This is a genomic window from Enterococcus sp. DIV0187, assembly GCF_051713785.1.
GTDB lineage: Bacteria > Bacillota > Bacilli > Lactobacillales > Enterococcaceae > Enterococcus_A > Enterococcus_A avium.
The window spans coordinates 845,936-872,396 of the sequence record NZ_JBIOQO010000001.1 but is presented as its reverse complement, the minus strand read 5'-3'; the positions used below and the strand labels follow the sequence as shown (position 1 = coordinate 872,396).

Below are 26,461 nucleotides of genomic sequence, written 5' to 3'. Positions count from 1 at the left end.
ATCGAGGTGAGAATTATGGAACAAGTAGAAGTAATGGACTTTTCACTCTGTCCGAAATTTGAGAAAGGCTTTCAAATTTTAGGAAAAAAATGGAACGGTTTGATTATTGATGTATTGTTAGAAGGCGGGCCTCAAAGATTTGTCGATATTGCTGCGAAGATTTCCGATGTCAGTGACCGAGTGCTAACAGAACGACTAAAAGAACTTGAATCAGAAGGCATTGTTGGACGTGTGGTTGCTTGTGGAAGCCAAAAGCGCATGGATTATTGTCTAACGGAAAAAGGCGAAGCTTTGAAAAATGTGATGAATGAGATTCATCGCTGGGGCGACACTTGGATTACAAACGAAGAATGTAGTTGATAAATCTTTAAATTTCTTGTAGTATTGGATTAGTCAATTGAATAGTTTAAAAAGCGTTGATAGAAAAGAGTAGTCTTTTTACGTCTTAAAGGGAGTGTCTGTCACTGACTGGAAGCAGACTAAGAAAGAAAAAGATGAAGTTCACTTCTGGAGCTTGTCGAAAGACCGGCATAGCCGTTAAAGTGTGAAGAGCGTCAATTCAATTGGCGAATTAGGATGGTATCGCGAGACCTCGTTCCTTTGTTGGAACGAGGTCTTTTTTTGTTTTTTAATTATTTTTGAATCAATCATCGGATACAAGTGAGTTTTTTCTCACTTTAGCAATAGGGAAAGGAAGAAAACAATGAGTTTACAAGAACAATTAGAAGAATTGAAAAGTCAGACGTTAGCCAAAATTGAAGCGGCAAAAGAGCTTGCTGCTGTAGAGACAATTCGTGTAGAAACGCTAGGAAAAAAAGGGCCGATCACTGAGGTATTACGTGGAATGCGTGATCTTTCAGCGGAGGAACGTCCAAAAGTTGGTGCGTTTGCCAATGAAATCCGTGACATGTTGACGAGTGCAGTGGAAAAACGAAAAGCCGAGCTAACAGAGCTTGCTTTAGAAAAAAAGCTGTCAGAAGAAGCTTTAGATGTTACTTTACCAGGAAAGCAAGTCTCTCATGGTTCGCGTCACGTGCTGACTCAAATTATGGAAGAGATTGAAGATACATTTGTTGGAATGGGTTATCAAGTAATTGAAGGAACTGAGGTTGAATCGGATCACTATAATTTTGAACGAATGAACTTGCCAAAGGATCATCCGGCACGTGATATGCAAGACACATTCTATATTTCTGATGATCTATTATTGCGTACCCATACTTCGCCAGTCCAAGCTCGTACGATGGAAAAACATGACTTTTCTAAAGGAGCATTACGAATGATCTCTCCGGGAAAAGTATTCCGTCGAGATACCGATGATGCCACTCACAGCCATCAATTCCATCAAATTGAAGGACTAGTCGTTGATAAGGGCATCACCATGGGAGACTTGAAGGGGACCCTCGAGGTATTATTAAAGGAATTATTTGGCGCTGATCGTAATATCCGTTTACGACCAAGTTATTTTCCTTTTACTGAACCGTCCGTTGAAGTCGATGTGAGCTGCTTCAAGTGTGGTGGTAAGGGCTGTAATGTCTGCAAACACACAGGCTGGATTGAGATTCTCGGAGCCGGTATGGTTCATCCAGATGTACTGGAAATGTCTGGAATTGATTCAAAAGAGTATTCAGGTTTTGCTTTTGGTTTAGGACCAGATCGTATTGCAATGCTGCGTTACGGTGTCAATGATATTCGAAATTTTTATTCAAACGATGTTCGTTTCTTGGAACAATTCAAGGGGGAGTAAGTAGCAATGTTAGTTTCATATAAGTGGTTAAATGAATACGTCGATGTAAAAGATGTTGCACCGAAGGATTTGGCAGATCGTCTTTCATTAACAGGAATTGAAGTAGAAGGTCTGGAATCACCAGAAGCCGGACTGAAAAAAATCGTGGTCGGTGATGTAAAAGAATGTATACCTCATCCAGATTCTGATCATCTTTCAATTTGCCAAGTCAATGTTGGTGAAGAAGAATTATCACAGATTGTGTGCGGTGCACCAAATATCAAGGCTGGCGTTAAAGTGATCGTCGCCTTACCAGGTTCTCGAATTGCTGGCAATGTAAAAATTAAAAAAGGCAAAATGCGTGGTCAAGTTTCTAACGGAATGATTTGTTCATTACAGGAACTCGGCTATAGTGACTCGGTGATTCCGAAAGAGTATTCTGAAGGAATTTACTACTTGCCGCAAGATGCCATTGCTGGTGAGCCGGTTTTTCCGTATCTAGAGATGGACGATACAATTATCGATTTATCTATCACACCCAACCGGGCAGATGCCTTAAGTATTCGTGGAGTTGCTCATGAAGTTGCGGCAATCTATAATAAGAAAGTAAATTTCCCTCCAGTGGAATTAAAAGAAGCTGAGAAGAAGGCTAGTGATAAAATTAGTGTTTCTGTAACAGATGAAAAGGATGCTCCTCATTATGAAATTCGGATCATTGAAGATGTGAAGATTGGGCCAAGCCCACAATGGCTGCAAAATCGTTTAATGAATGAAGGAATCCGCCCAATTAGTAATGTCGTTGATGTGACAAATTATATCTTATTATTGTTTGGCCAACCTTTACATGCTTTTGACTATGATAAACTAGGCAGCAAAGAAATCCTCGTTCGTCGTGCGAAAGATAACGAACATTTCACAACATTAGACAGCGTTGAACGGATATTGAATCCGGAAAACATTGTTATTACTAATGGGGATATTCCAGTTGCTTTAGCAGGAGTAATGGGTGGATTAGATTCAGAAATCTCTGATGAAACAACTACAGTCGCGCTAGAAATGGCGATGTTCGATCATACTCTTGTTCGTCGCACATCACAAAGCTATAACTTGCGCAGCGAATCTTCTATGCGTTTCGAAAAAGGCATCAACCAAGGTGAAATCAGCTTAGCAGGCGAAGTTGCGGCGGCGATGATCGCAGAATTAGCTGGCGGGAAAGTTTTACAGGGTTCCGTTAAGGGGAGTGAAGTTCATCCGAAGAATGTAGAAGTGAGTACAACTTTGGAAAACGTGAATCGTTTCTTAGGAACGAAGTTAACGCAAGATCAGATCAATGCCATTTTTGAGGCACTTGGTTTCGAATCAAAGGTTAGTGAAGATGTTACAACAGTCAGCGTACCTCCACGACGTTGGGATATTCGAATCGAAGCGGACTTGATGGAAGAGATCGCCCGCATTTACGGTTACAATAACTTACCATCTACCTTGCCAGAAGGGCAGACAGTTGCTGGATTCTTAACTGATGCACAAAAATCGGTTAGAAAAGTTCGGAATCTTTTAGAAGGTGCTGGGTTATCAGAAGCTATCAGTTATGCTTTAACAACAGAGGAAAAGGCGCAACAGTTCCTACTAAATGAAAGCAATGTGACTCGTGTCGCTTGGCCAATGAGTGAAGAACGCTCAACGATGCGCTTGAATTTAATCAGTGGCTTGCTTGAAGATTTGTCTTATAATGTCGCACGTAAAAATAACGATGTAGCCTTTTATGAGATTGGCCATGTTTTCTATCAAACTAACGATCCGAAAAAAGATTTGCCAATTGAACAAAATCATGTGGCACTTGCCGTAACAGGGAATGTTGTCAATAAGTCTTGGGCCGGAAAAGCAGAAGCTTGCGATTATTTTGCAATTAAAGGAATGGTTGAAGAGCTAGTTGAAGGATTGGGTCTAGCCGAAGAAATCTCTTACCAAACTTTGCAAATGCCTGAGATGCATCCTGGACAAACAGCGGGAATCTATTTAGGAGAAGAATTGATTGGTTTTGTTGGTCAAGTTCATCCTAAAACGGCTGCAAGCTATGAGCTGAAGTCGGCTTTTGTGGCAGAGATTAATTTGGAAGCAATGCTTACCCAAGAAAGATCACCGCTTATATTTGAAGCTGTATCAAAATATCCTGCCGTAAGTCGTGATATTGCAATGCTAGTAGAGGAAACAAGTACGAATGCAGAGATTGCAGAAATAATTCGTAAATCTGCTGGCAAGTTCTTAACAAAATTACAAGTTTTCGATGTCTATCAAGGTGAAAATATCGAAGCTGGCAAAAAATCAATGGCTTATAATCTAACTTTCGCAAATCCTGAAGCAACATTGACGGATGAAGAAATCAATCGCATGATGAGTAAGGTTATTAAAAATTTAGAAGAAAAATTTCAAGCAGTCATTCGCTAACAAGTGAAATTCCATATGCGAACACCCCTCAAAATAAAATTTTGAGGGGTGTTCTAGCTATTCGATAGGAAGAATTTAAGCTGATTTCATTTCGCTTGTGGTAATGACATCAACGCCTGTACCTAATAAATTCTTAATAGCGATATCGCCAATTTTGACTGGTGCCTGTAGTTGAACACTATTGATTTCTTTCATAGCCTCCAGGACTAACTTTTTAGGGATACCGTCCGCTGTTTTAACAGAACAAAGGTGCGCATCGCCGCCTTTTACGAGAACAGTGGAGGTCACGACACGAATAGGATTCGTCGCTTCGGCTTTGCCGTATTTTACACCTTTGTTACAGCTGTATCCGCTAACCTGATAATCATTCGCTTCATCAACAGTTAGGTGACAGCCTTTTGGACACATGATGCAGATAAAGTTTTTCATCCTTTTGACACCTCCTCCACACAAATTTCCAAATCACCGTTTTGGACTTTATCTAAAACTTTTTTAGATAATTTTATTTTTTCCATCTCACCAGGAACAATATAGCTTTTCTTTTGCTTCGCCAAGATTTCTCCCTGTGATTTGATCAAAATCTGACTGTCATCAAATACTTTGTTGACTCGGAAAAAGACTTCGACTTTACGATCCACATTTTCATCTCGAATTTGTTGGGGAACAACGTAAGTGACATGATCGCCATTTTTGACGGATAAGCATTTTGTTAGATTCTTTTCTTGGTCTAAAATATAATCAGCGGCGGCTGAGCCAGCTCTGATACTTTCTGCGGTAACAAAGTCAACCAAATCATGGACGTGTACGACATTGCCACAGGCGAAAATACCAGGAACAGAAGTTTCCATATTTTCGTAAACGAAAGGCCCGTTGGTTTTGTTATCTAAGTTTAGATTGGCATCACGACTTATTTCGTTTTCAGGAATTAACCCGACCGATAATAAAATCGTGTCACAATCAAAGATTTGTTCTGTTCCAGAAATCGGCTGTCGTTTTTCATCCACTTCTGAAACAACAACTTGTTCGACGCGATTCTTCCCACGAATTTCCGTGATCGTATGAGAAAGATATAAAGGGATATCATAATCATCCAAACATTGAACGATATTTCTAGTTAACCCGCCAGAATAAGGCATTACCTCGACGCAAGCTAAAACTTCAGCTCCTTCTAACGTCATTCGACGTGCCATAATTAAGCCAATATCACCTGAACCTAAGATAATAACCTTTTTCCCAACAAGGTATCCTTCCATATTGACATATCGTTGGGCAGCTCCAGCAGTATAAACGCCAGCTGGTCGGCTTCCAGCAATACCAATAGCACCGCGTGTTCGTTCCCGGCAGCCCATCGCAAAGATTAAAGCTTTAGTGTTTAAGATTTGATAGCCATTTTCCTTATTAACAATGTGAACTTCCTTTTCTTCTGTTACTTCTAAAACCATCGTATCTAATAAAACCTTTATATCAGTTTCTTGAATTTTTTCAATGAAGCGCGCTGCATATTCAGGACCAGTAAGTTCCTCTTTAAAATAGTGGAGACCAAAACCATTATGGATACATTGATTCAAAATACCGCCTAGTCGTTGATCTCGTTCAATAATCAAAATATCCTTCACACCATTTTCATAAGCCGCGACTGCCGCTGCTAATCCCGCAGGTCCGCCTCCAATTACGATCAAGTCATGCATATCAACGTCCTCCTTTTGTTGCTTCGACTAAAATATAACTGCCTTCACGGTCTTGCAGAATATCCAAAGGTGATTTGTTCAGTTCGTCAGCTAAAATCTCGACGACTCTAGGACCACAAAAACCTCCTTGGCATCGTCCCATTCCAGCATTGCATCTCCGCTTGATTCCGTCTACAGAGACAGGAGAGATAGGCGACTGTGCTGCCGCTCTGATTTCACCTTCTGTAACGGTTTCACAACGACAAACAACTCTGCCGTAATCATTATTTTTTGAGATAACAGTGTTTTTTTCAGCAGAATCCAATTCTTGAAAAACTATTTTTTCACGAGAATCAATAAAGGTATTCTTCAGAGTAAATTTTTCATTAACAGATTTTTCCAACATTTCAATTCCGTACAATGCAATTGCTGGCGCAGAGGTGAGACCAGGGGACTTGACTCCAGCCAAATCGATAAAGCCAAAGTCAGCTTCCTGTAAAACAAAATCTCCAGTAGAATTATTCGCTCGAACTCCCGAAAAGTTTCGAATCGATTGCCGTAAATTAAGATCGGGTACCGATTTTCTGGCTAATTCTGCAACAGACCTTAAACCTGCTGACGTATTTCCAGTATCTCTTCCAGTATCCAAATCATTGTGTGAGACGGCTTCTGAGTTAGGGCCGACGACTAAATTTCCATGAACCGTTGGGCTAATCAATACACCTTTTCCGACGCTAGATGGACATTGGAAAATTACATGATTAACCACCTTACCTTCTGATTTATCCAACAGGTAATATTCACCACGTTTTGGTGTAATTTCGAAATTCGGTTCAGCAATCAAGTTATGAATGTCATCCGAGTGAACACCAGCAGCGTTAAAAACATATTTTGTTTGATAAGTCGATTTGGTGGTAGTAATTTCATAGCCATCATCAAGTTTCTTGATGTCTGTTACGCGATTATTCAAAGCAATCTCTACATCATTTTTAACAGCAGTTTCGGCTAAAGCAAGGCAAAATTCCCACGGATTTACGATTGCCGCAGTGGGAGCATAAAGAGCGCCTAGGCTCTCGTGCGAAAGGTTCGGTTCTTTTTTTAAAAGCTCTTCTTGATTTAAAAGCTCAAGATCTTTCACGCCATTTTTTACGCCACGATCATAGAGTGTTTTGATAAGTGCGAGTTCCTCCTCCGAAAAGGCGACTACAAGAGAACCAATTTGGTCATAATGCACAGAAAGTTTTTTACAGAGTTCTTTTGCCCGTTCAGCACCTTCAACATTTAATCTTGCCATCAGTGAACCTGGTTCTGGGTCGAAGCCAGCATGCATGATTGCACTATTAGCCCTAGTGGCACCTAGGCTAACATCATTTTCAGCCTCTAAAATTAAAGTTTTTAGTTGATACTTACTCAATTCATAGGCAGTGGCAGCACCCACAATACCACATCCAATTACAATTACGTCGTACATAATAGATTTCCCTCCCAATAATAGAGTCAACAGCTCCCGTTATATCTCCTCCAACGCGCATGAAAAAAGAGTATAGGGAACAAACGCCAATGTTTGTTGACGTTTGCCGCTATACTCTTTTTATCTCTAGCAGTTATTAACTTATCTGTATTATAACACCTTTAGAAAAAATCAACAATCGTTAAATTGACCAAATTGCACTTGCAGTTGTTGATACAGCGAGGCTTCCTGCACCTAGAGCACCCATAATGTCTTCTTTGTCCCGAATCAAGCCGCCAACAATCAATGGTTTTTTCGAATGATGAACGAGCTGTTTAATGATTTTTGGCGAAACGTTGGGAAGAACTTCTACTAAATCTGCCTCAGTATATTTCAATTGACGTTCCACATTCTCTAAAGCAGAAGAGTCTAGTAGAAAGAAACGCTGGATAGCTAATAATTGATGCTTTTTAGCATGGCGAATGATTGCTGGTTTCGTTGAAATAATTCCATCAAATGAAGTAGCCTTTTTTATATAATCAATGGCTTTTTCATCTGAAGACAATCCCTTGACCAAATCAGCATGAAGAATTGCCGCTTTTCCACTTGCTTTGATTTTTTGGGATAGTTCTGCTAACTCCATTAGGTGTGATTGCAAAATAAAAATAACCTCAGCTTCAGAATTCACAGCGGCTTCAAGCTCATGTTCGTTTTTTGCGGCTGCTATTACTGGTGAGAGTTCCAATTTTTTATAAAGTTCATGAGTGTTCATATATCGTAGCTCCTTATGCTTTCTCCGTTTTCATTTTACCATGAGAAAAAAGGAAGAGATAGCTCTCTTTATACGACCTATAAGAAAAAGCTCTCGAATTAAGAGCTTTGAACCGTTTATTCAGAAAAGACAGCAAATTTTTAATAGGTTCTTTCTAATAATTGCATAGAAACATGTCTTAGAACCTCTTTGCTTTTGGTATCGGGTAATTCATGTATTTCCGCTAACGCCTTTTTCGTTAGTTTCTGAGCAAAATCAAGTGAGCCAGCTATTCCACCGAAACTTTCTACATAATAAGCCAGTTGTATCAAATCATTACGTGATAATGTTTCAGGCTTTTCTAGGAAAGGTCGAATAACAGTAGGCTGACTATCTCGAGCAATCAATAAAGGTAAAGTAAAAATACCTTGTTGTACATCAGTTAAAATAGGCTTTTGGTTATTTCCTAATGCTAAGGAAAAATTCAAAATGTCGTCATAAACTTGAAAGGCTAAACCAATAGCCGATCCTATCCGTTTTGCTCGAGCCTGTAAGATTTTATCAGCGCCACCAAAATAGGCGCCCTCATGACAACTAAGACGAATAAGTTCAGCCGTTTTCCCATTGATGTTCCGTAAATAATCGTTGACAGTTTGATCGGGATTAAATGTACAAGTCATCTGTGTCAATTCGCCCCGAAGAACTTTTTTCATTGCTTGAGCGTTTTTCAATAGAAAAGGAGTATGACTCATACATTCGGCGAGTAATTCAAAGTAACTAGTATACATAAAATCTCCAGTGTAAACAGCGACGTCTTTTCCAAAGCGTGTTTGGATCGAGGGCATTCCTCGACGTGTAGGAGAGTCATCAATAATATCATCATGGACAAGCGTAGCAGAATGCAGCAATTCAAGCGAAGCTGCGACTTTTATTAATTGTTCGTAGTCTTTTTTTTCTCCAAAATCAGCGAAAAGAAAGAAGAGTGCCGGACGAATCATTTTTCCTCCTGTAGAAGAAAATTTTGTGATGGCCTCTTCAATCGATTTATTATTAATAACAAGTCTTTGTGAGATCAATTTCTTAACTTGAATTAGATTTTCCTGTATTTTGGGATATTCATTCCAATAATCTAGCATGGGAACTCCTTCTTACAACGTTTTCATTTATATTTTAGCGCATAGCGCTATTAATGACTACTAGAATGCTTAATGAATGTTTATTGAAAGGACACGTATGATTGACAAGCAAATCTTTTGAAGAAAAAGTATAAAAATAGCATAATAAATACGAAAAGAAATTTAAGAAAGTTGGGTGAAATGAATTTAACCGTTTTCTTGGAACTCGTGGAATTTAAAGCGAAAACCGCGAGTGTCCTGCCTTTTTTTATTGGGATTTGTTTTAGCCTGTATAATTTTCACAAACTTCATTTAGGTTTAGTCCTGTTGTATTTTATCGCGATGTTCATTTTTAATATGGCTGTCGATATTCTGGATAATTACAATGACTATCACCATGCGACGGAAATTCACGACTATCGAGAAAAAACCAATATCATTGGAAGAGAGAACTTAGATTTAACAATTGTTTTCCGAATGATGATTGGAATGATCATTGTTTCGGCACTGATTGGAATCGGTTTGTCTTTCTTAGTCGGATGGCCTTTTTTATTGATGGGGTTATTTTGCTATGGGGTTGGAATTTTTTACTCGTCTGGTCCAAGACCATTATCCAGTCTGCCATTGGGTGAAGTTTTTTCTGGTTTAACAATGGGGTTTATGATTACACTTTTGTGTGTCTATCTGAATACGTACGAAGTATTTCAGTGGAACTTTACTAATTTAGGTGGAGTTTTTCTGATTTCGTTACCAAATACGTTGTGGATTGCAAATTTAATGTTGGCAAACAATATCTGTGATTTAGAAGAAGACGAAAAGAACAATCGCTTTACTTTGGTTCATTATTTAGGAAAGCAACAGGCACTTCATTTATTTGTAGGGATGAATGTCATCGCTTTTCTAGCTATTCTAATTTCGGTGTTAATTGGAGTTGCACCATGGTCTATGCTGGGTACCTTTATAGCCGCACCGTTTATTAACAAACAGGTTCAAATATTTCTTACAAAGCAAGTTAAGAGTGAAACGTTCATTTGCGCAGTTAGAATCTTAGCAGTTGGGGCTGCTACACAAATGATTAGCTTTGCATTGACGTTTCTATTTTAAAAAGAGATCAATTTAATTTTGTCAGTTCGAATATTTACGTCAGAAAAATTTGAACTGACACACGAGCTAGCTCAAGAATAGACGATGCGAAGTATAGATTGATATACAGGATTCGAATCGGACTAATTTTTTTCTGAGAAATAATTTATTAAAGACGAATAAGGAGGAAACAAAAAATGAAAGAAATCGCTATATTAGGCGCGGGTTACGCAGGATTGCGGGCTTTGCATGTATTACAAAAATCTGGAGCAGATATCCATATTTCTTTAGTTGATCGGAATGATTATCATTATGAATCAACAAGTCTTCATGAAGTTGCAGCTGGTACGCAACCAGATGAAAAAATTTGCTATAGTATAAAAGATGTGGTCAATCCCAATAAAACAACTTTCATTCAAGATACAGTAGAAAAAATTGATGCGGATCAAAAAAAAGTTTACTTAGAAAATCAAACGCTGAATTACGACTACTTGATTGTAGCTCTAGGATTTCAATCTGAATCGTTTGGCATCCCTGGTGTAAAGGAAAACTCCCTTGAAATGGTAGATGTGAAAACTGCTGATCAAGTTCATAAACATATTCTAGAACAAATGAAGAATTATAAAGAAACTCAAAATGAGGAATATTTACGAATCGTTGTTTGCGGCGCGGGCTTTACAGGAATTGAACTGGTCGGAGCATTAGTTGAAGGTAGTAAAAATTTCGCAGATATAGCTGGTGTCAAACCTAGTGACATCCAAATTTATTGCGTAGAAGCCGTTGATAAGATTTTGCCAATGTTTAGTGATAAGTTAGGGCAATACTGTTTAAAATATCTAGATAAATGGGATGTTAAATTATTGACTGGTAAACCTATCAGAAAGGTTGAACCAGGCGCAGTTATTTATCAAAATTCAAGAGACGATGAAAATGATCTTGTTGCACTTAAAGCCAAAACGATTATTTGGACGACTGGAGTTAGCGGAAGTCATGTAGTAGGAGATTCGGGCTTCGAGGAACGCCGCGGCCGTGTGATGGTCAAGCCAAATTTAACTGATCCAAATCACGATGACGTCTATTTACTGGGAGATGTCTCAGCAGTGATGGATCCAGCAAGTAACCGACCTTATCCAACGACTGCACAAATTGCGTTGAAAATGGGTTCATACGCTGGCAAGGATATTTTGAATCAACTAAAAGGTGAGCCAAGTAAGCCATTTTCATTCAAATCATTAGGGTCTGTCGCGTCGATTGGGAACACACATGCCTTTGGGGTCGTGGGTAGCACAGAAGTAACAGCTTATCCTGCATCATTTATCAAAAAAGCGATTATGGATCGCTCGCTATTTGAAACAGGCGGTGTTAAAGAAGTAATGGCGAAAGGTCGTTTTGATTTCTATCATTAAACCGAAAAACAAGAAATGAATCGTATAAAAAAGCACTCGAAATTTTAATCCGAGTGCTTTTCATATTAGCCAAAATAATTGATGCCCATCGCTCGCTTCACTTCAGCCAAAGTTTCAGCAGCAACAGCTTGTGCCTTTTCGCTACCTTCTTTCAACATTTGCATGATCGCATCTGGATCTTTAGCAAACTCCTCCCGACGTGCGCGAATCGGTCCGAATTCAGCTTCTAAGACATCTATTAAATAACGTTTGATTTTAACGTCGCCAAGTCCACCGCGACGGTAGTTTTCTTTAAGCTCAGCAATTTTTTCTTTGTCCTTACCGAAAACATCTAAATAGGTGAAAACCATATTGCCTTCAACTTGGCCTGGATCTTCCACATGAATGTGATTTGGATCGGTATACATACTCATAACTTTTTTTGCTAGAACATCAGCAGAATCGGCTAAGTAAATACCGTTGCCCAACGATTTACTCATTTTGCCATTTCCGTCAATACCTGGTAAACGCCCTTGACCTTTTTCTGGAAAAACGCCTTTTGGTTCGACAAGTACATCGCCGTAAGTATGATTGAAACTTTGAACAATTTCTTGTGTTTGCTCCAACATAGGTTTTTGATCTTCGCCTACTGGAACAAGATTTGCTTTAAACGCTGTAATATCTGAAGCTTGAGATACAGGATAAATGAAGAAACCTGTAGGAACGCTTTCTCCAAATTTCTTTTGCTCAATTTCTGATTTAACTGTTGGGTTACGCCGAACACGTCCGACGCTCACTAAGTTCAAATAGTACATCGTCAGTTCTGCTAATTCAGGAATTTGCGATTGAATAAAGAGAGTGGAGCGTTTAGGATCCAAACCTACTGCCATGTAATCAAGCGCAACCTGTAAAACATTAGAGGAAACTTTTTCAGGATTCTTCGCATTATCAGTCAAAGCTTGCATATCAGCTATCATAATAAATAGCTCGTTTTCAGGGTCTTCTTGCATTCGTACACGATTTTTCAACGAGCCAACATAGTGGCCTAAATGTAATTGTCCAGTTGGACGATCTCCAGTCAAAATGGTATTTTTCATTAACTCACCTTTTCGTAAAAATTCTTTCAATAGTCTCTTCAAATACTACCTTTTTTTTTCAAACATGACAACTCATATTACTATTTTTTATCCTAAACGAAACCTTATTGATGTTAACAAACGTTACATGAAAGTGGAAAAAATTGAAATATTTTTTTCGAACATTGAGTTTTTTTCTTTACAAAGTAAAAAAACTTAGCTTATAATTAAGCTCACATTGGAAAAATTAGAGAACGATAAGGAAAATGAGGTGGTAAGACATGCCAATGGTTGAATTTAAGCATGTGGAAAAATACTATGGGAAGTTTCATGCCTTAAAAAAGATTAACTTGTCCTTTGAAAAGGGCGAAGTCGTCGTGGTGATCGGACCATCTGGATCAGGAAAGAGCACAATGCTTCGATGCATTAATGGACTAGAAGATATTTCTTCTGGAGAGTTGCTCGTAAATAATAAGAATCTCCATAGTAAAGAAGTAAAATTAAAAGATATTCGGAAAAACATTGGAATGGTTTTTCAACATTTTAATCTCTATCCTAATAAAACCGCGTTAGAAAATATTACGTTAGCGCCAATCAAAGTCTTAAAGCAGTCGCCAGAGGAAGCAACAAAGGCTGCTGAGAAACTGTTAGATAGAGTGGATATGTTAGATAAGAAGGATTCATATCCTTCCATGTTATCTGGAGGACAGCAACAACGGATCGCCATCGCCCGTGGTTTAGCGATGAATCCCGACTTGCTGCTTTTTGATGAGCCAACATCGGCACTGGACCCAGAGATGATTGGTGACGTGCTGAATGTTATGAAGAAAATTGCTCGCGATGGCATGTCAATGATCGTCGTAACTCATGAAATGGGATTTGCTAAAGAAGTAGCGGATCGGATCATTTTCATGGCAGACGGCGAAGTCTTAGAAGATACACGGGATATCAAAGGATTCTTTGAAAAGCCACAAGAAGTCCGTGCACAACAATTTGTTAGCAAAGTAATTAATCATTAGGAGGCAGTTTATGTCGAAGTTAAAAAGAATGTTCTCCTTACTATTTCTTCCATTGCTGCTTGTAATAGTGTTGTCAGGATGTAAAGGAGAAAGCGTCGCAAATGAAAATATCGCGACGCGAATCAAAGATGAACCAACGATCACCTGGGGCGTGAAGTACGACACACGTTTGTTCGGCATGATGGACATAAAAACGCGAAAAGTTGAAGGCTTTGACATAGATATAGCTAAAGCGATCACGAAAGAAATTCTTGGCAAGGACGGCAAGGCTGAATTTGTTGAAGTGACTTCGAAGACGCGGATTCCATTACTTAAAAATGGGAATATCGATGCAATTATCGCTACCATGACAATTACGGAAGATCGTAAAAAAGAAGTTTATTTTTCAGACATCTATTTTGATGCAGGGCAATCTTTGTTGGTAAAAAAAGGAAGTCACATTAAAAACATCAAAGATCTAACAGCTAAAGATACGGTATTGGCAGTAAAAGGATCGACTTCAACCATAAACATTCGCAAACATGCACCAGAGGCCAAAATTCTTGAATTAGAAAACTATGCGGAAGCATTTACCGCTTTGCAATCTGGACAAGGTCAGGCGATGACAACAGATAATGCAATCTTACTAGGGATGGCATCAGAAAATGATCATTATGAATTGACTGGTGGCACATTCACGAATGAACCATATGGGATTGCTATCAATAAAGGGCAAGATGAGTTCTTAAAAGAAGTTAATCAAGCACTTCATAAAATGCATGATAATGGTACGTACAATAAAATTTTCGAAAAATGGTTCCCTAAAGATGCAGATGGTCGTGCGAAAAAGGGGGCGCAGTTCTAATGACACAATTATTTCAAACATTTTCAGCTGATTTCGTCAGTGGATTTAAGTATACAATCTATGCAAGTTTATTGGCGCTAGTTTTTAGTCTAATTATTGGAACGATAATGGCAATCCTGCAATTGTCTCATAATCGGATTATTCGGAGTCTAGCAAAGGCTTATGTCGCGTTTTTCCGAAATATTCCTTTGCTGATCATCGTGATGTTCTTTTACGTTGTAGCACCGATGTATTTTTATAGCTTTGATGGTTTTCAAGCAGGAACAATCGGTTTAACGATTTATACCTCGGCATTTATAGCGGAGACAGTCCGTTCTGGCATCCAAACAGTTCCAAAGGGGCAGATGGAGGCAGGACTCTCTTCGGGTTTTTCTTATTCTGAAACAATGCGTTACATTGTTTTGCCGCAAGCGTTTAAAATTGTGGTGCCACCATTAGGAAATCAATTTATCAATTTAATCAAAAATTCTTCAATTTTGGCAATGGTTGCTGGGTTAGATTTAATGTATCAAGGCGATTTGATTGCCAGTACGACTTTTAATACGTTTGATACGTACATTATCGTTGGTCTGTTTTATTTAGTTTTAACACTGCCATTGTCTTATCTGATGAACTATTTAGATAAGCATTGGTCAAATGCCTAAAAAGGAAGGGGTAAAAAATAATGAGTGATGCTTTTTCATGGATTAATTTACGATTCCTTTTGGATGGGCTGTGGGTGACGATTCAAGTTTCAGTTGTTTCGATTATTTTTAGTATGATACTTGGGGGAATCGCTGGAACTGTTCGTTACAGTAACATTCCGATACTTTCAAAGGTTGTAGGCATAATCGTTGATATTATTCGTAATTTACCATTATTACTAATCATCTTTTTCACGTATTTTGCCTTACCACAAATTGGAATCAAACTGAATATTTTCTGGGCAGCGGTTGCTGCACTGACCATTTTTGAATCAGCGATGTTATCTGAAATTTTCCGTGCCGGATTAAATGCTGTTCCGTCTGGACAAACAGAAGCGGGAATGTCATCTGGTTTAACTTATGTCCAAACCTTGACCATGATAGTTATGCCGCAAGCCTTCAAATCCATGTTGCCGGCTATTTTGAGTCAGTTGATTTCTCTAATTAAAGACACATCGTTGGCTGTGATTATTTCACTGCCAGAGCTGACTCATAATGCGAAAATCATTTATGGACAGAATACCAATTACGTCATACCGATGTTCATTGCTATGACAGCTATGTATTTTGTTGTTTGCTATTTATTATCAGTGGTTTCAAATCTGTTAGAAACAAGTAAATATAACTATTAAAAAAGTGAGGCTCTTCTCAAAGAATGAGAGCCTCACTTTTTCTATTCCTTTTCTTTTTCTGTTTTACGTTCAGTTTCTTTCATAGCTGGATCTTCATAGATAGCGCCGGCTTCCGTTTTTCCCAGTTTTTCTAAAACACTAGGCTCATGTTCGTCTTTACGGTTTTCCTTCTTTTTTTCTGTTTCCTCTTCGGTTGCTTTGATTGCAGGATCTTGATTACGATCACCAGCAGAAACTTTTCCCATGTTTTCAGTTAGTTCTTTTTTATCCATTTTCATCCACCTCTCTCAGAATTAGTGTAGCATTAATTGTTATTCATTCAAAAGAAAACGCTTTTTATAAGACGGGGTTCTAGGGCTTGAAATATTTCGTTAAAAAGTGGAAAATAAGATGAAACTTGTAACAAGATAGGATGAGCGTTTTGTCAAATGAAAGACCAATTGGATTTATTGATTCTGGCGTAGGCGGTTTGACTGTAGTCAAGGAAGCCATGCGTCAGCTACCTAATGAAGAAATCTTATATCTTGGAGATACGGCTCGTTGTCCGTATGGTCCTCGACCAGCCGAGCAAGTCATTGAGTTTACCTGGCAGATGACTCGTTTTTTATTGAAGAAAAATATAAAGATGCTTGTGATCGCCTGCAACACTGCAACGGCGGTAGCGTTAGATGAAATCAAAAAGGCTGTTGATATTCCTGTGATTGGTGTGATACAACCTGGTTCGCGCGCAGCATTAAAAGCCAGTAACACAGGACGTATTGGAATTATCGGAACATTAGGAACGGTCAAAAGTGGTTCATATAAGCAGGAGCTGCAAGAAAAGGCACCAGATACTCATGTATCTAGTCTTGCTTGTCCAAAATTTGTTCCTATCGTGGAAAGTAATCAGTTTAATAGCTCAGTAGCGAAAAAAATTGTCTCGCAAACATTGGTGCCTTTAAAAAAAGAAAAATTGGATACATTAATCTTAGGATGTACCCATTACCCATTGTTACGCCCAATTATTCAGAATGTGATTGGTCAACAGGTGACATTAATTGATTCTGGGGCGGAAACCGTTAATGATGTTAGTACATTATTGGATTATTTTAATTTAAATAATTATGAACAAGCTGAAACAAAATCGAGATCTTTTTACACAACCGGCTCACCTAAGATGTTTAAAGATATCGCTGGTGAATGGTTAGATATTACGAATTTGAATGTGACACACATTGATTTAGGAGGAGAATAACTTGCGACATGATGGAAGAGCGGTCCAGCAATTACGGCCGATTAAGATTGAAACGAATGTTTTTAAACATCCTGAAGGATCAGTCGTCATTTCTTTTGGCGATACCAAAGTAATTTGTTCAGCAACACTAGAAGATTCAGTTCCGCCGTTTTTACGCGGCAGTGAATCCGGCTGGGTGACAGCTGAATACAGTATGCTTCCCAGAGCCACAAATACACGTAATCGTCGCGAAAGCTCGAAAGGAAAACTATCAGGACGCACGATGGAGATTCAACGTTTGATCGGACGTTCTTTGCGTGCCGTGATTGATTTAGAAAAATTGGGTGAACGCAGTATCATTGTGGACTGTGATGTCATCCAAGCTGATGGTGGTACGAGAACGGCCAGCATTACTGGTGGATTCGTCGCCTTGCGTTTAGCTGTTAACAAGTTGTTAGCCAGTGGCGAATTAGCAGAAGATCCAATTAAAGAACATTTAGCGGCAATTAGCGTTGGCATGCTACCAGATGGAACTGTCGTGACTGATTTAGACTATCTAGAAGACTCTTCGGCTGCAGTTGATATGAATCTCGTAATGACTGAATCTGGCCGTTTCGTGGAGATTCAAGGTACTGGAGAAGAAGCTACTTTCAATGATGATGAGTTGAACGCGTTGATTTTACATGGCAAAGCCGGAATTGCTGAATTAATAGCTTATCAAAAGGAAGCTCTTTTCGAAGCAGTAGAAATAGAAGAAAAAACAATCGTGATTGCTACACGTAATCCAGGAAAGGCTAAAGAATTTGCGGCTTTATTCGCAAAGGAAGGCTATCAAATCAAAACACTATTAGATTATCCTGATTTGCCAGATGTCGAAGAAACAGGAACAACCTTCGAAGAAAATGCTCGATTAAAAGCAGAAACAATTGCACAGCTTTTACAGCAGCCGGTCTTAGCGGATGATTCTGGTTTAGTCGTTGATGTGCTAAATGGTATGCCTGGAATTTTTTCTGCTCGTTTTGCTGGAGAACGAAAAAGTGACGCCGCAAATAATGCGAAGCTACTTCATGAATTAACGAATGTTCCTGATGAGCAAAGAACTGCACACTTCCACTGCACCTTGATCTTTGCGGCACCACAAAAGGAAAGCCTAGTGGTGGAGGCGGATTGGGATGGCCGAATCGCGCGAATTCCACAAGGAGATAATGGTTTCGGCTATGACCCATTATTTATTGTTCCTGGCTATGATAAAACATCTGCTGAATTGACCTCTGAAGAAAAGAATAAAATCAGTCATCGTGGGATGGCAGTCAAAGAATTAGAAAGAACTTGGAAAGAATGGCTGGAGGGGAATAAATGAAGTATTTAATCGTTAGTGATAACCACGGTGATCGCAACATCTTAGTTGAGATCGTTAATCGCTATGTTGATAGGGTCGATCATATGTTTCATTGCGGTGACTCAGAATTGAAAGCAAATGATGAGCTATGGGAACATTTCACGGTCGTTACTGGAAATTGTGATTATGATCCTGGATATAAAAAGGAACAAGTTGTTTCAATCGGTGATGATGTTATTTACATGACTCATGGACATTTATCAAATGTACGTTTTGGACTTACGATGCTTTCTTTACAAGCACAAGAGGCGGGAGCGAATATCGCTTTGTTTGGACATATCCACCAAGCAGTAGCGGAGCTTGATAAAAATATTTTATTCGTAAATCCTGGTAGTATCTCACAGCCACGTGGACCTGTGCGTATCCCAAGTTATGCGATCATTGACAGCGAGAACAATGAATATCGTATTCAATACTATAATCGTGCCCATCAACCGATTGAAGAGTTAGCTGCAACCTTTGAACGTTAGTTCCTAATTTTTATTAAATTTTTGGTGAAATACCGCTTTCTTTTTGCCGTTACGGTAAAATAAGGTGAAGATATTAGAACGGAGGCGTCATATGATTAGTCCCGCAATTGAACAATTAATGATGGAACATGAGGAAACCATGATGATTCCGGCAGAAAATGTTGCAAATGTGATGAAGGAACATCCATTAGAGCATGCGTTACTGCTGTTGTCGCAGGCTGGATATTCAACGATTCCAGTTTTAGATAAAGAGGATCATTTTGTTGGTTTATTGAGCTTGAATGACATTGTAAAAAAAATGTTAGGGATCGATGGTATTGATACATCCAATTTGGAAGAATTAACTGTTGCGGATGTCATGAAAACAGACGTTGCAGTGATGCGCCCAGATGCCGAACTAGAAGATATTTTACATTTATTAGTAGATGCTTCTTTCTTACCTGTGTTGGATCACAACGGGGTATTCTGTGGAATCGTAACACGTAGAGAAATTTTAAAGGCGGTAAATTATACCTTTCATGCTTTTCAGCGGAAAAATCCTGAAACTCAATTAATTTTTCACGCGAATTCATCAAACTAACTAAAAAACTGAATTTTATATTGAACAGACTCCACTCTAAGCAAGTACTTAAAGTGGAGTCTGTTCTTTTTGTGTGAAATAAATCCCTTAGCTTTTTAAATGATGGATACAGATAAATTGACATTCAGCAATAGGCATGCTATTTTTATCAAGTGTTTAAACAGTAACCATTACGGTTAAGCTTGATTGAATAAAAAATAGGAGAAATCAATGGCAAAAAAATCTAAAATTATCAAGATGCAAAAGCAACAAGCTTTGATTGAACGTTACGCTGAAGAACGTCTAAAATTAAAAGCTGCTAGAGATTACGAGGGATTAGCAAAATTACCCCGGGATTCAAATCCTAATCGATTAAAGTCCCGTGATTTAATCGATGGCCGACCAAGAGGCTACATGCGAAAATTCGGTATGTCACGAATCAAATTTCGTGAATTAGCTCATAAGGGGCAAATTCCCGGTGTTAAAAAAGCGAGTTGGTAAAAAAGCCATAAGCTAGTCAATTCTGGAAGATTTCCTACTCCAATTTTGTTAAACTGAAAGTATTCAACAAAGTGGAGAGGAGAGATAGTGTGAAAACGGCCCTATTTGTTTTGTTAGATCAATATGCTGATTGGGAAGCAGCGTATCTGTTGAGTCTGCTGAATCAAAGAGACGATTGGCAAATACAGACTGCTTCAAATTTACCTCTGGTACATTCAATCGGTGGATTACAAACAACAGTTGATCTAAATTTTTCAGAAATTGATCGGATGTATCATTTGCTTGTTTTGGTTGGCGGTGATTCTTGGAATATTCAAAATCAAGAACTTTATCGAATGATCGAAAAACAGCTAAACAATAATTTACCAGTTGCTGGGATTTGTGGTGCAGTAGATTATCTTGCTTTTCATGGTTTTTTAGAAGGGTATAAGCATACAGGAAATAGTCGTGTTTCGTGGCAGGATTTTCAAAACTATCGGTCTCCTGAGAACTTTATAGAAAGGCAGGCCGTCAGTGATCGAAATCTTGTTACAGCAAACGGAACAGCAGCGTTAGATTTTACTGAGTTTGTCTTACAATTAATCGGAGATAATCTGATTGAAGCGAAAAAAGAAGTTGATTTGTACCGTTTAGGATTTTATGATTATCGGGAAAAATATGGGTATCCATTTGAGCAATAAAAAAGAAGTTCATTCCATGAATTTATCATGGAGCGAACTTCTTTTTATTTTCCATACGCAACTGGATTATTGGGAATACTAAAACCGTTTTGAGTCAAGATTTGGACATAAGCAGATAAAAATTCCTCCTGTAGCTTGTATTGTTTTCCATTCGTTACATACAGAATTGTTCGAATTGCATAGTTGCTATTGCCTAAGTCAACCATTCCGAATAGAGTAGGTCCATCAAAAATCTCATCCTTAAACTCGTCGGAAAGCTTTTGATTCGTTTCATCAATCAAATGGATAATCTTATCATATCCTTCGTCTGGTTGGATGCGAATATCAACCTTTACTTGCATATGGGCACGAGAAAGATTGCTGATGGTTGTAATGTTGCGATTAGGTATAAAATGAACAGTTCCATCTGCAGATTTCATTTGCAGCATACGAATTCCAACAGAGGTAACTGTTCCCTCAATTTGCAGATCGGTTAATCGAATATAGTCACCGACATCGATCTGTTGTTCCATAATAATGAAAAAACCAGTGATTATATCATTAGTGAACCCTTGTGCTCCCAAACCTATGGCAATTCCGGCAATTCCGGCACCCGCTAATAGTGAACCCACAGGAATCCCAAGCGTATCCAAAATCGAATAAAGGAAAAAGAAAAAGAGTGTGTAAGAAAAGACGTTCATTGACAAAGCATGGATTGTTTCAACTCGAGTGGCATTATCTGCCATTTTCTTTTTCTGCCGATCAAAAGATTGATTGATCAAAAAGCTTCCGATTTTTCTAATTAGATAAAATAGAATCAAAACAGCAATAATTGTCATGCCTTTTTGAATTAAAACTGAAAAAACGTGATCCCAATCAATCGATTGCCAATATTTTTGCCAAGCTGACAATTGTTCCGTCGCCTGATCGACAACATTGGTAGTGCTGGAATCCACTGTTTGTGATGTAAATAAAATCATAAGCCACTCCCATTAGATTAATAAAAATAGTGTAACAATCTTTCGCTTTTCTGTCGACTAGGGAAAACACACCCTCATTTTCTTTTTATTGAAAAAAATCATGACAACGATAAAAGAAAGTGATAGACTAACATTTAAATAAGAAGGAGATGATAGAATGGTGAATATAAAATGGGAAGAGTTAGGCTTTGATTATATCAAGACACCTTTCCGCTATGTTTCTCATTGGAAAAATGGGCAATGGGATGATGGCGTATTAACAGAGGATAACACCATCACCATTAATGAAGGCTCGACATGTCTCCATTATGGTCAAGAATGTTTTGAAGGATTAAAGGCATATCGCCGAAAAGACGGAAAAATTAATTTATTCCGCCCAGATGAAAACTCAAAACGTTTGAATAAGAGTGCTGAACGTCTTCAGATGCCAGCCGTTCCAGAAGACAAGTTTATCGATGCAGTAAAACAAGTTGTAAATGCTAATGAAGAATATGTACCTCCGTATGGTACTGGGGCAACTTTATATCTACGCCCTTATTTAATTGGCGTAGGTCCAAATATTGGGATCGTTCCTGCACCAGAATATATATTTGGCGTATTTTGTATGCCAGTTGGTCCGTATTTTAAAGGTGGATTAGCACCAAGCAATTTCATTGTTTCCGAATATGATAGAGCCGCACCATTTGGAACTGGAGCAGCGAAGGTCGGCGGAAATTATGCTGCAAGTTTATTGCCTGGTCAAATCGCACACGACCGTAATTTCTCTGATTGTATTTATTTAGACCCAGCAACGCATACAAAGATTGAAGAAGTCGGATCAGCAAACTTTTTCGGAATTACAAGGGATAATCAATTTGTCACACCAAAATCTCCATCGATTCTGCCAAGCATTACGAAATACTCCTTGCTGTATCTTGCTAGTGAACGCTTTGGTTTAGAGGCAATCGAGGGAGATGTTCGCTTGGATGAATTGGATAAATTTGCAGAAGCTGGAGCTTGTGGAACTGCGGCGATTATCGCACCGATTGCCGGAATTCAAAATGGCGATGATTTCTATGTCTTTTATAGTGAGACAGAAGTGGGGCCCGTAACGAAGAAATTGTACGATGAGCTGGTAGGTATTCAGTTTGGTGATGTTGAAGCGCCGGATGGTTGGATTTTTGAAGTCTAATAAATTAAAAAAATCGTCGTTCATGGAGAACGGCGATTTTTTGATATTGTTTAGCTTAAGTGAACGCCTTTGTCGACATAGATGACGTCTCCAATGATACCTGTCGCTAATGGACTAAGTAAGAAAGCACATGAGTTTCCAACTTCTTCGATTGTTACAGCGACTTTATCAGGTGTACGTTCTTCGGATAAGCTCAATAATGATTGGTAGTCCTTCACGCCAGTTACAGCTAATGTTTTGATTGCTCCAGCAGAGATCGCATTGACACGAATATTTTTCGGCGCAAGTTCTGTTGCTAAGTAGCGAACTTCTGCTTCTAAAGCAGCTTTGGCAATGCCCATCATGTTGTAGTTAGGGATCGAACGCTCAGATCCCATGTAAGTCATTGTCACGATGCTTCCGCCATCAGTCATCAATGGAGCAGCATATTTAGAGACAGCTAATAACGAATAAGCACTGATGTCTTGAGCTAGTTGGAAGCCGTCGCGAGTGATCTCTGTTACATTGCCAGATAATTCTTCTTTATTGGCAAAAGCAATCGAATGGACCAAACCATCGATCGAACCAAATTTCTCTTTGATCAAAGAAAAAGCAGCCTCAATTTTTTCATCACTAGCAACATCAAGTTCAAACATATTTGCATCTTCGCCAACTAACTTGACTAAATTTTTCTTCATTCGATCGTTTTGATAAGTATAAATGATTTCCGCGCCTTGTTCAGCGATCGCTTTGGCACATCCCCAAGCGATACTTTTTTTATTGGCTACGCCTGTCACGATAATTTTTTTTCCCGTTAAAATAGACATTAAATGACACACTCCTAAATAATATAAAAAATAATATGCTCTCATTATGTTGGAAAAAGCTTTGATTGTCAAACTATTTTTTTGATTATTCCAATACGTCTTGATTAAACTGCAAGAATATGATAGTTTGATAATCAAATAAAATATTCATAGAGGTGCAAAATGAAAAAGATTATGAATGTCGAAGAAATCATGGCTGCGATCCCGAATCGCTTTCCCATTTATTATTTAGATGCAGTCACAGAATTTGAAGATGAAAAGCATATCACAGCGATGAAAAATTTAACGATGAATGAAGACTTTTTCCAAGGCTATTTCCCAGGTGAACCAATCATGCCCGGCACACTGATTGTTGAAGCGTTGGCACAAGCAGGATCATTATTAATTCTGAAATCAGCAGCATTCGAAGGGAAGACTGCGTATATCGGCGGCATCAATAAAGCACATTTTTTGGAATTCGTACGTCCAGGCGATACCTTATTCTTGAATTTTGATATTCAAAAGGTCAAAGGCCCGGTGGGAACTGCCAAAGCATGGGCGACAGTGGAGGATAAGACTGTAACAGAATGTGAATTTACCTTTATTGTTGGCGATAAGGAACAAAAAAAATAATTTAAAAAAGAACCGAATTCTCCTTCGAGAAAATTCGGTTCTTTTTGACTACTTCTTAGGTTCTTGCAAAACCTTCACTTCAGTAACTTTGACTGGTTCTGTAGGTGTAGATTTCTCTCCGGAACCATTATCTTTCACTTCGCCGCTAGCGATCTTATCGACTACATCCATACCTTCAGTGACTTGTCCAAATACGGTATACTCGCCATCAAGTTGTGGCGCGCCACCTTTTTTATAGGCTTCAATGATTTTCTCAGGATAGTATTGAATCGCCAAACCATCGCTTTGATCTTCGTTATTAGTTACAATAAAAAACTGACTGCCATTGCTGCTGCGTGACTCTGCACGAGCCATTGAAAGGGCACCACGGATATTATAAAGTTGATTGGAATCTTCTGTTTTGAAGCCTTTTTTCCAAATACTTTCTCCGCCAGTGCCATCACCTTTTGGATCACCGCCTTGAATCATAAAGTCTTTGATCACTCGATGAAAAGGAGTGTCTTTGTAGTACCCATCCTTAGCGTGCTTCACAAAATTTTCTACTGCTTTTGGTGCTTGTTCTGGGAAAAGTTTGATTTTTACGTTTCCTTCAGTTGTAACAAGTTCAACTAAGTATTCATCATCAGTGACTTTGTCGTTGAGCTGAGGCAGATCCAATTTATTTAAATCTACACTGGATTCTGTTGTTTTTGTTGCACTTTCTTTTGTATCTTTCGTAGCAGTATCGTTGCCACAAGCCGCAAATAGCCCAATTGACAAGGCTAAGCTTGCACCGATCATTATTTTTTTGAATTGCATATAATTCTCCTTTTCAAACTTATTATCATTCCTATGATAACAAACTTTTAACATAGTTCCTATGAAAAAAAGGTGACTTTTACTTCAAAAAATTCATAGAAACGAGCATAAAAAAAGGAGATCGAAAATGATCTCCTTAAAAAACTATTTGAATTTTATAGGTTTGCAAATTTTTCTAGCAAACGAATCATTTGGCAGGTGAAGCCGTATTCGTTGTCATACCAAGCAACTGTCTTAACTAATTGATAGTCGCCGGCAGAAGTTACTTCTGTTTGAGTTGGGTCAAAGATTGATCCTTGTGTTGTTCCGATGACGTCACCAGATACGATTTCACGATCATCGTAGCCGAATGATGGGTTATCAACTGTATGTTTCTTGATCGCTTCGTTCACTTGGTCAGCAGTAACTTTTGTTTTAAGAACTGAAACCAATTCTGTCAATGAACCATCAACAACGGGAACACGTTGAGCATGTCCTTGTAATTTTCCGTTCAATTCTGGGATTACCAAGCCAATCGCTTTGGCAGCACCAGTTGAATGTGGGATCGTATTATCAGCAGCTGAACGTGCAGCACGTAAGTTACCGCCCTTAACCGGTCCATCTAACAACATTTGAGTTGAAGTGTAAGCATGTACGGTAGTCATTGTACCAACTTCGATACCGAATTCTTCATTTAAGAAGTAAGCCATAGGAGCTAGACAGTTTGTTGTACAAGAACCAGCTGAAATGATTTTGTCAGTTGAGTCCAAAGTATCATCATTTACGTTGTATACGATTGTTTTCATTTGTCCAGCAGGAGCTGAGATAACCACACGTTTTACACCTGCGTCAATGTGTGCTTGTGCTTTTTCTTCTGAAGTATAGAAGCCAGTACATTCAAGCACGATATCTACGCCATTTTCTTTTACCCATGGGATTTTGCTTGCATCTGGTTCAGCATATACACGAGTTTTTTCGCCGTCAACAACGATTGAATCTTCTGTCGCAGTAACTGTGCCAGGATATGTGCCATGTGTTGAATCAAATTGTAATAATTGTGCCAACATTGTAGGACTTGTTAAGTCATTGATCGCTACTACTTCAATATCGTCTGATACTTCTTTGATCCGACGGAAGGCTAAACGACCAATACGTCCAAATCCATTAATACCTACTTTTACTGTCATAACCAAAAGTTCCTCCTTTTTTATATCAAGCAAAGCTTGACGCCTTACATTTTTTATTGTGCAACGCATCAATTTTTTTGTCAAAAGATATTACCTGAGAAAAATTTTTAACGGAAAACTACTAAAAAAATTGAAAGCACCAAATTTTTTTTAAGCTTCTATCAATAAGAATGGACTTTTTCAGTTAATCTAGCTACAATAAACGAGACTTTGTTTATGTGGAGATTCATTAGTCAATAGAATAAAGAGAT

At 38.6% G+C, this 26,461-nt stretch carries 28 protein-coding genes and 1 other annotated feature; of the genes, 17 read left to right on the top strand and 11 right to left on the bottom strand.

The genetic code is table 11. The annotated features are described in order from the left end of the window. The first annotated feature begins 15 nt into the window (after positions 1-15). The 3 genes from IGI52_RS04250 (at position 16) to pheT (ending at position 4,171) form a co-directional block, all read left to right on the top strand. On the top strand, positions 16-360 hold the full coding sequence (locus IGI52_RS04250) for a winged helix-turn-helix transcriptional regulator (RefSeq protein WP_016180135.1): 345 nt from the start codon (positions 16-18) through the stop codon (positions 358-360). Positions 361-407: 47 nt separating this feature from the next. Beyond that, positions 408-603: a binding site (T-box leader), on the top strand. Positions 604-703: 100 nt separating this feature from the next. Beyond that, entirely contained in the window at positions 704-1,747 is a 1,044-nt protein-coding gene (gene pheS, locus IGI52_RS04245) for a phenylalanine--tRNA ligase subunit alpha (protein WP_102871297.1), read from the top strand. Between the two features lie 6 nt (positions 1,748-1,753). Beyond that, positions 1,754-4,171: a phenylalanine--tRNA ligase subunit beta gene (gene pheT, locus IGI52_RS04240; protein ID WP_438780557.1), complete on the top strand. Its 2,418-nt coding sequence runs from the start codon at positions 1,754-1,756 to the stop codon at positions 4,169-4,171. 75 nt (positions 4,172-4,246) lie between these two features. Here the strand turns inward: pheT and IGI52_RS04235 are convergent, their stop codons facing one another. The 5 genes from IGI52_RS04235 to IGI52_RS04215 form a co-directional block, all read right to left on the bottom strand. Continuing rightward, entirely contained in the window at positions 4,247-4,600 is a 354-nt protein-coding gene (locus IGI52_RS04235; RefSeq protein WP_438780556.1) for a DUF1667 domain-containing protein, read from the bottom strand. Further along, the gene (locus tag IGI52_RS04230) at positions 4,597-5,859 is read right to left on the bottom strand and encodes an NAD(P)/FAD-dependent oxidoreductase (RefSeq protein WP_270791280.1); all 1,263 of its coding nucleotides are present in this window, start codon (positions 5,857-5,859) and stop codon (positions 4,597-4,599) included. Before IGI52_RS04230 ends, IGI52_RS04235 begins: the two co-directional genes overlap by 4 nt. Before the next feature lies 1 nt (position 5,860). Then, positions 5,861-7,309 carry an NAD(P)/FAD-dependent oxidoreductase gene (locus IGI52_RS04225; RefSeq protein ID WP_270791281.1) on the bottom strand — a complete coding sequence of 483 codons (1,449 nt, stop codon included), beginning with the start codon at positions 7,307-7,309 and terminating at the stop codon, positions 5,861-5,863. Between the two features lie 181 nt (positions 7,310-7,490). Further along, positions 7,491-8,060 carry a glycerol-3-phosphate responsive antiterminator gene (locus IGI52_RS04220; protein WP_438780555.1) on the bottom strand — a complete coding sequence of 190 codons (570 nt, stop codon included), beginning with the start codon at positions 8,058-8,060 and terminating at the stop codon, positions 7,491-7,493. A 140-nt stretch (positions 8,061-8,200) separates the two neighbouring features. Further along, complete coding sequence (locus tag IGI52_RS04215) at positions 8,201-9,175, bottom strand: polyprenyl synthetase family protein (RefSeq protein WP_127979133.1); 975 nt, start codon at positions 9,173-9,175, stop codon at positions 8,201-8,203. 180 nt (positions 9,176-9,355) lie between these two features. Between IGI52_RS04215 and IGI52_RS04210 the strand changes: the two genes are divergently transcribed. Next, positions 9,356-10,258 (top strand): prenyltransferase, encoded by a 903-nt coding sequence (locus IGI52_RS04210; protein ID WP_127979132.1) that lies wholly within the window; start codon positions 9,356-9,358, stop codon positions 10,256-10,258. A gap of 176 nt (positions 10,259-10,434) precedes the next feature. Beyond that, on the top strand, positions 10,435-11,643 hold the full coding sequence (locus IGI52_RS04205; RefSeq protein ID WP_016180144.1) for an NAD(P)/FAD-dependent oxidoreductase: 1,209 nt from the start codon (positions 10,435-10,437) through the stop codon (positions 11,641-11,643). A 65-nt stretch (positions 11,644-11,708) separates the two neighbouring features. On the opposite strand, the gene trpS is transcribed toward IGI52_RS04205, so the two are convergent. Continuing rightward, entirely contained in the window at positions 11,709-12,719 is a 1,011-nt protein-coding gene (trpS, locus tag IGI52_RS04200) for a tryptophan--tRNA ligase (RefSeq protein WP_034877150.1), read from the bottom strand. A 260-nt stretch (positions 12,720-12,979) separates the two neighbouring features. Between trpS and IGI52_RS04195 the strand changes: the two genes are divergently transcribed. The 4 genes from IGI52_RS04195 to IGI52_RS04180 are packed head-to-tail and all read left to right on the top strand — an operon-like array spanning position 12,980 to position 15,876. After that, entirely contained in the window at positions 12,980-13,717 is a 738-nt protein-coding gene (locus IGI52_RS04195; RefSeq protein WP_438780554.1) for an amino acid ABC transporter ATP-binding protein, read from the top strand. Between the two features lie 10 nt (positions 13,718-13,727). Continuing rightward, entirely contained in the window at positions 13,728-14,561 is an 834-nt protein-coding gene (locus tag IGI52_RS04190) for a transporter substrate-binding domain-containing protein (RefSeq protein ID WP_438780553.1), read from the top strand. After that, positions 14,561-15,205 (top strand): amino acid ABC transporter permease, encoded by a 645-nt coding sequence (locus IGI52_RS04185; protein WP_016180148.1) that lies wholly within the window; start codon positions 14,561-14,563, stop codon positions 15,203-15,205. Before IGI52_RS04190 ends, IGI52_RS04185 begins: the two co-directional genes overlap by 1 nt. Positions 15,206-15,225: 20 nt before the next feature. Continuing rightward, on the top strand, positions 15,226-15,876 hold the full coding sequence (locus IGI52_RS04180; protein ID WP_016180149.1) for an amino acid ABC transporter permease: 651 nt from the start codon (positions 15,226-15,228) through the stop codon (positions 15,874-15,876). Between the two features lie 41 nt (positions 15,877-15,917). Here IGI52_RS04180 and IGI52_RS04175 read toward each other — a convergent pair whose 3' ends face one another. Then, positions 15,918-16,148 (bottom strand): hypothetical protein, encoded by a 231-nt coding sequence (locus IGI52_RS04175; RefSeq protein ID WP_048719644.1) that lies wholly within the window; start codon positions 16,146-16,148, stop codon positions 15,918-15,920. Positions 16,149-16,288: 140 nt separating this feature from the next. Here IGI52_RS04175 and racE point away from each other — a divergent pair, with 140 nt between their 5' ends. The 6 genes from racE to IGI52_RS04145 all read left to right on the top strand — a co-directional run bounded on the left by racE (position 16,289) and on the right by IGI52_RS04145 (position 20,698). After that, on the top strand, positions 16,289-17,110 hold the full coding sequence (gene racE, locus IGI52_RS04170) for a glutamate racemase (RefSeq protein WP_277956733.1): 822 nt from the start codon (positions 16,289-16,291) through the stop codon (positions 17,108-17,110). A gap of 1 nt (position 17,111) precedes the next feature. Then, a complete protein-coding gene (gene rph, locus IGI52_RS04165; RefSeq protein ID WP_438780552.1) occupies positions 17,112-18,449 on the top strand; it encodes a ribonuclease PH in 1,338 nt (445 codons plus the stop codon). Next, the gene (locus IGI52_RS04160) at positions 18,446-18,958 is read left to right on the top strand and encodes a metallophosphoesterase (protein WP_016180153.1); all 513 of its coding nucleotides are present in this window, start codon (positions 18,446-18,448) and stop codon (positions 18,956-18,958) included. The genes rph and IGI52_RS04160 overlap by 4 nt, the downstream gene beginning before the upstream one ends. 91 nt (positions 18,959-19,049) lie before the next feature. Continuing rightward, positions 19,050-19,538 (top strand): cyclic-di-AMP-binding protein CbpB, encoded by a 489-nt coding sequence (cbpB, locus tag IGI52_RS04155; RefSeq protein ID WP_016180154.1) that lies wholly within the window; start codon positions 19,050-19,052, stop codon positions 19,536-19,538. A 210-nt stretch (positions 19,539-19,748) separates the two neighbouring features. Beyond that, positions 19,749-20,018, top strand: coding sequence for a 30S ribosomal protein S14 (gene rpsN, locus IGI52_RS04150; RefSeq protein WP_016180155.1), 270 nt, complete (start codon positions 19,749-19,751; stop codon positions 20,016-20,018). An 89-nt stretch (positions 20,019-20,107) separates the two neighbouring features. Continuing rightward, complete coding sequence (locus IGI52_RS04145) at positions 20,108-20,698, top strand: DJ-1/PfpI family protein (RefSeq protein WP_438780551.1); 591 nt, start codon at positions 20,108-20,110, stop codon at positions 20,696-20,698. Positions 20,699-20,742: 44 nt separating this feature from the next. On the opposite strand, the gene IGI52_RS04140 is transcribed toward IGI52_RS04145, so the two are convergent. After that, the gene (locus tag IGI52_RS04140) at positions 20,743-21,657 is read right to left on the bottom strand and encodes a mechanosensitive ion channel family protein (protein WP_271819487.1); all 915 of its coding nucleotides are present in this window, start codon (positions 21,655-21,657) and stop codon (positions 20,743-20,745) included. Positions 21,658-21,814: 157 nt separating this feature from the next. Between IGI52_RS04140 and IGI52_RS04135 the strand changes: the two genes are divergently transcribed. Next, positions 21,815-22,828, top strand: a complete 1,014-nt coding sequence (locus tag IGI52_RS04135) for a branched-chain amino acid aminotransferase (protein ID WP_438780550.1) — start codon at positions 21,815-21,817, stop codon at positions 22,826-22,828. 50 nt (positions 22,829-22,878) lie between these two features. Here IGI52_RS04135 and fabI read toward each other — a convergent pair whose 3' ends face one another. Continuing rightward, complete coding sequence (fabI, locus tag IGI52_RS04130) at positions 22,879-23,634, bottom strand: enoyl-ACP reductase FabI (protein ID WP_016180159.1); 756 nt, start codon at positions 23,632-23,634, stop codon at positions 22,879-22,881. A gap of 162 nt (positions 23,635-23,796) precedes the next feature. Here fabI and fabZ point away from each other — a divergent pair, with 162 nt between their 5' ends. Continuing rightward, the gene (gene fabZ / locus IGI52_RS04125) at positions 23,797-24,246 is read left to right on the top strand and encodes a 3-hydroxyacyl-ACP dehydratase FabZ (RefSeq protein ID WP_016180160.1); all 450 of its coding nucleotides are present in this window, start codon (positions 23,797-23,799) and stop codon (positions 24,244-24,246) included. A 48-nt stretch (positions 24,247-24,294) separates the two neighbouring features. Here the strand turns inward: fabZ and IGI52_RS04120 are convergent, their stop codons facing one another. Continuing rightward, entirely contained in the window at positions 24,295-25,044 is a 750-nt protein-coding gene (locus tag IGI52_RS04120; RefSeq protein ID WP_016180161.1) for a peptidylprolyl isomerase, read from the bottom strand. Positions 25,045-25,199: 155 nt separating this feature from the next. Next, on the bottom strand, positions 25,200-26,210 hold the full coding sequence (gap, locus tag IGI52_RS04115; RefSeq protein WP_438780549.1) for a type I glyceraldehyde-3-phosphate dehydrogenase: 1,011 nt from the start codon (positions 26,208-26,210) through the stop codon (positions 25,200-25,202). Positions 26,211-26,461 lie beyond the last annotated feature (251 nt).

Excerpts from the sequence above, each read along its gene's own strand:
- IGI52_RS04190 (WP_438780553.1), top strand. The coding sequence starts at position 13,728 with ATGTCGAAGTTAAAAAGAATGTTCTCCTTACTATTTCTTCCATTGCTG.
- IGI52_RS04180 (WP_016180149.1), top strand. The coding sequence starts at position 15,226 with ATGAGTGATGCTTTTTCATGGATTAATTTACGATTCCTTTTGGATGGG.
- IGI52_RS04225 (WP_270791281.1), bottom strand. The coding sequence starts at position 7,309 with ATGTACGACGTAATTGTAATTGGATGTGGTATTGTGGGTGCTGCCACT.
- trpS (WP_034877150.1), bottom strand. The coding sequence starts at position 12,719 with ATGAAAAATACCATTTTGACTGGAGATCGTCCAACTGGACAATTACAT.
- cbpB (WP_016180154.1), top strand. The coding sequence starts at position 19,050 with ATGATTAGTCCCGCAATTGAACAATTAATGATGGAACATGAGGAAACC.
- racE (WP_277956733.1), top strand. The coding sequence starts at position 16,289 with ATGAGCGTTTTGTCAAATGAAAGACCAATTGGATTTATTGATTCTGGC.
- IGI52_RS04120 (WP_016180161.1), bottom strand. The coding sequence starts at position 25,044 with ATGCAATTCAAAAAAATAATGATCGGTGCAAGCTTAGCCTTGTCAATT.
- pheT (WP_438780557.1), top strand. The coding sequence starts at position 1,754 with ATGTTAGTTTCATATAAGTGGTTAAATGAATACGTCGATGTAAAAGAT.
- IGI52_RS04220 (WP_438780555.1), bottom strand. The coding sequence starts at position 8,060 with ATGAACACTCATGAACTTTATAAAAAATTGGAACTCTCACCAGTAATA.
- IGI52_RS04195 (WP_438780554.1), top strand. The coding sequence starts at position 12,980 with ATGCCAATGGTTGAATTTAAGCATGTGGAAAAATACTATGGGAAGTTT.
- IGI52_RS04210 (WP_127979132.1), top strand. The coding sequence starts at position 9,356 with ATGAATTTAACCGTTTTCTTGGAACTCGTGGAATTTAAAGCGAAAACC.
- IGI52_RS04175 (WP_048719644.1), bottom strand. The coding sequence starts at position 16,148 with ATGGATAAAAAAGAACTAACTGAAAACATGGGAAAAGTTTCTGCTGGT.
- IGI52_RS04140 (WP_271819487.1), bottom strand. The coding sequence starts at position 21,657 with ATGATTTTATTTACATCACAAACAGTGGATTCCAGCACTACCAATGTT.
- IGI52_RS04235 (WP_438780556.1), bottom strand. The coding sequence starts at position 4,600 with ATGAAAAACTTTATCTGCATCATGTGTCCAAAAGGCTGTCACCTAACT.
- IGI52_RS04230 (WP_270791280.1), bottom strand. The coding sequence starts at position 5,859 with ATGCATGACTTGATCGTAATTGGAGGCGGACCTGCGGGATTAGCAGCG.
- IGI52_RS04215 (WP_127979133.1), bottom strand. The coding sequence starts at position 9,175 with ATGCTAGATTATTGGAATGAATATCCCAAAATACAGGAAAATCTAATT.
- fabI (WP_016180159.1), bottom strand. The coding sequence starts at position 23,634 with ATGTCTATTTTAACGGGAAAAAAAATTATCGTGACAGGCGTAGCCAAT.
- gap (WP_438780549.1), bottom strand. The coding sequence starts at position 26,210 with ATGACAGTAAAAGTAGGTATTAATGGATTTGGACGTATTGGTCGTTTA.
- IGI52_RS04185 (WP_016180148.1), top strand. The coding sequence starts at position 14,561 with ATGACACAATTATTTCAAACATTTTCAGCTGATTTCGTCAGTGGATTT.
- pheS (WP_102871297.1), top strand. The coding sequence starts at position 704 with ATGAGTTTACAAGAACAATTAGAAGAATTGAAAAGTCAGACGTTAGCC.
- IGI52_RS04250 (WP_016180135.1), top strand. The coding sequence starts at position 16 with ATGGAACAAGTAGAAGTAATGGACTTTTCACTCTGTCCGAAATTTGAG.
- IGI52_RS04160 (WP_016180153.1), top strand. The coding sequence starts at position 18,446 with ATGAAGTATTTAATCGTTAGTGATAACCACGGTGATCGCAACATCTTA.
- IGI52_RS04135 (WP_438780550.1), top strand. The coding sequence starts at position 21,815 with ATGGTGAATATAAAATGGGAAGAGTTAGGCTTTGATTATATCAAGACA.
- IGI52_RS04205 (WP_016180144.1), top strand. The coding sequence starts at position 10,435 with ATGAAAGAAATCGCTATATTAGGCGCGGGTTACGCAGGATTGCGGGCT.
- rpsN (WP_016180155.1), top strand. The coding sequence starts at position 19,749 with ATGGCAAAAAAATCTAAAATTATCAAGATGCAAAAGCAACAAGCTTTG.
- fabZ (WP_016180160.1), top strand. The coding sequence starts at position 23,797 with ATGAAAAAGATTATGAATGTCGAAGAAATCATGGCTGCGATCCCGAAT.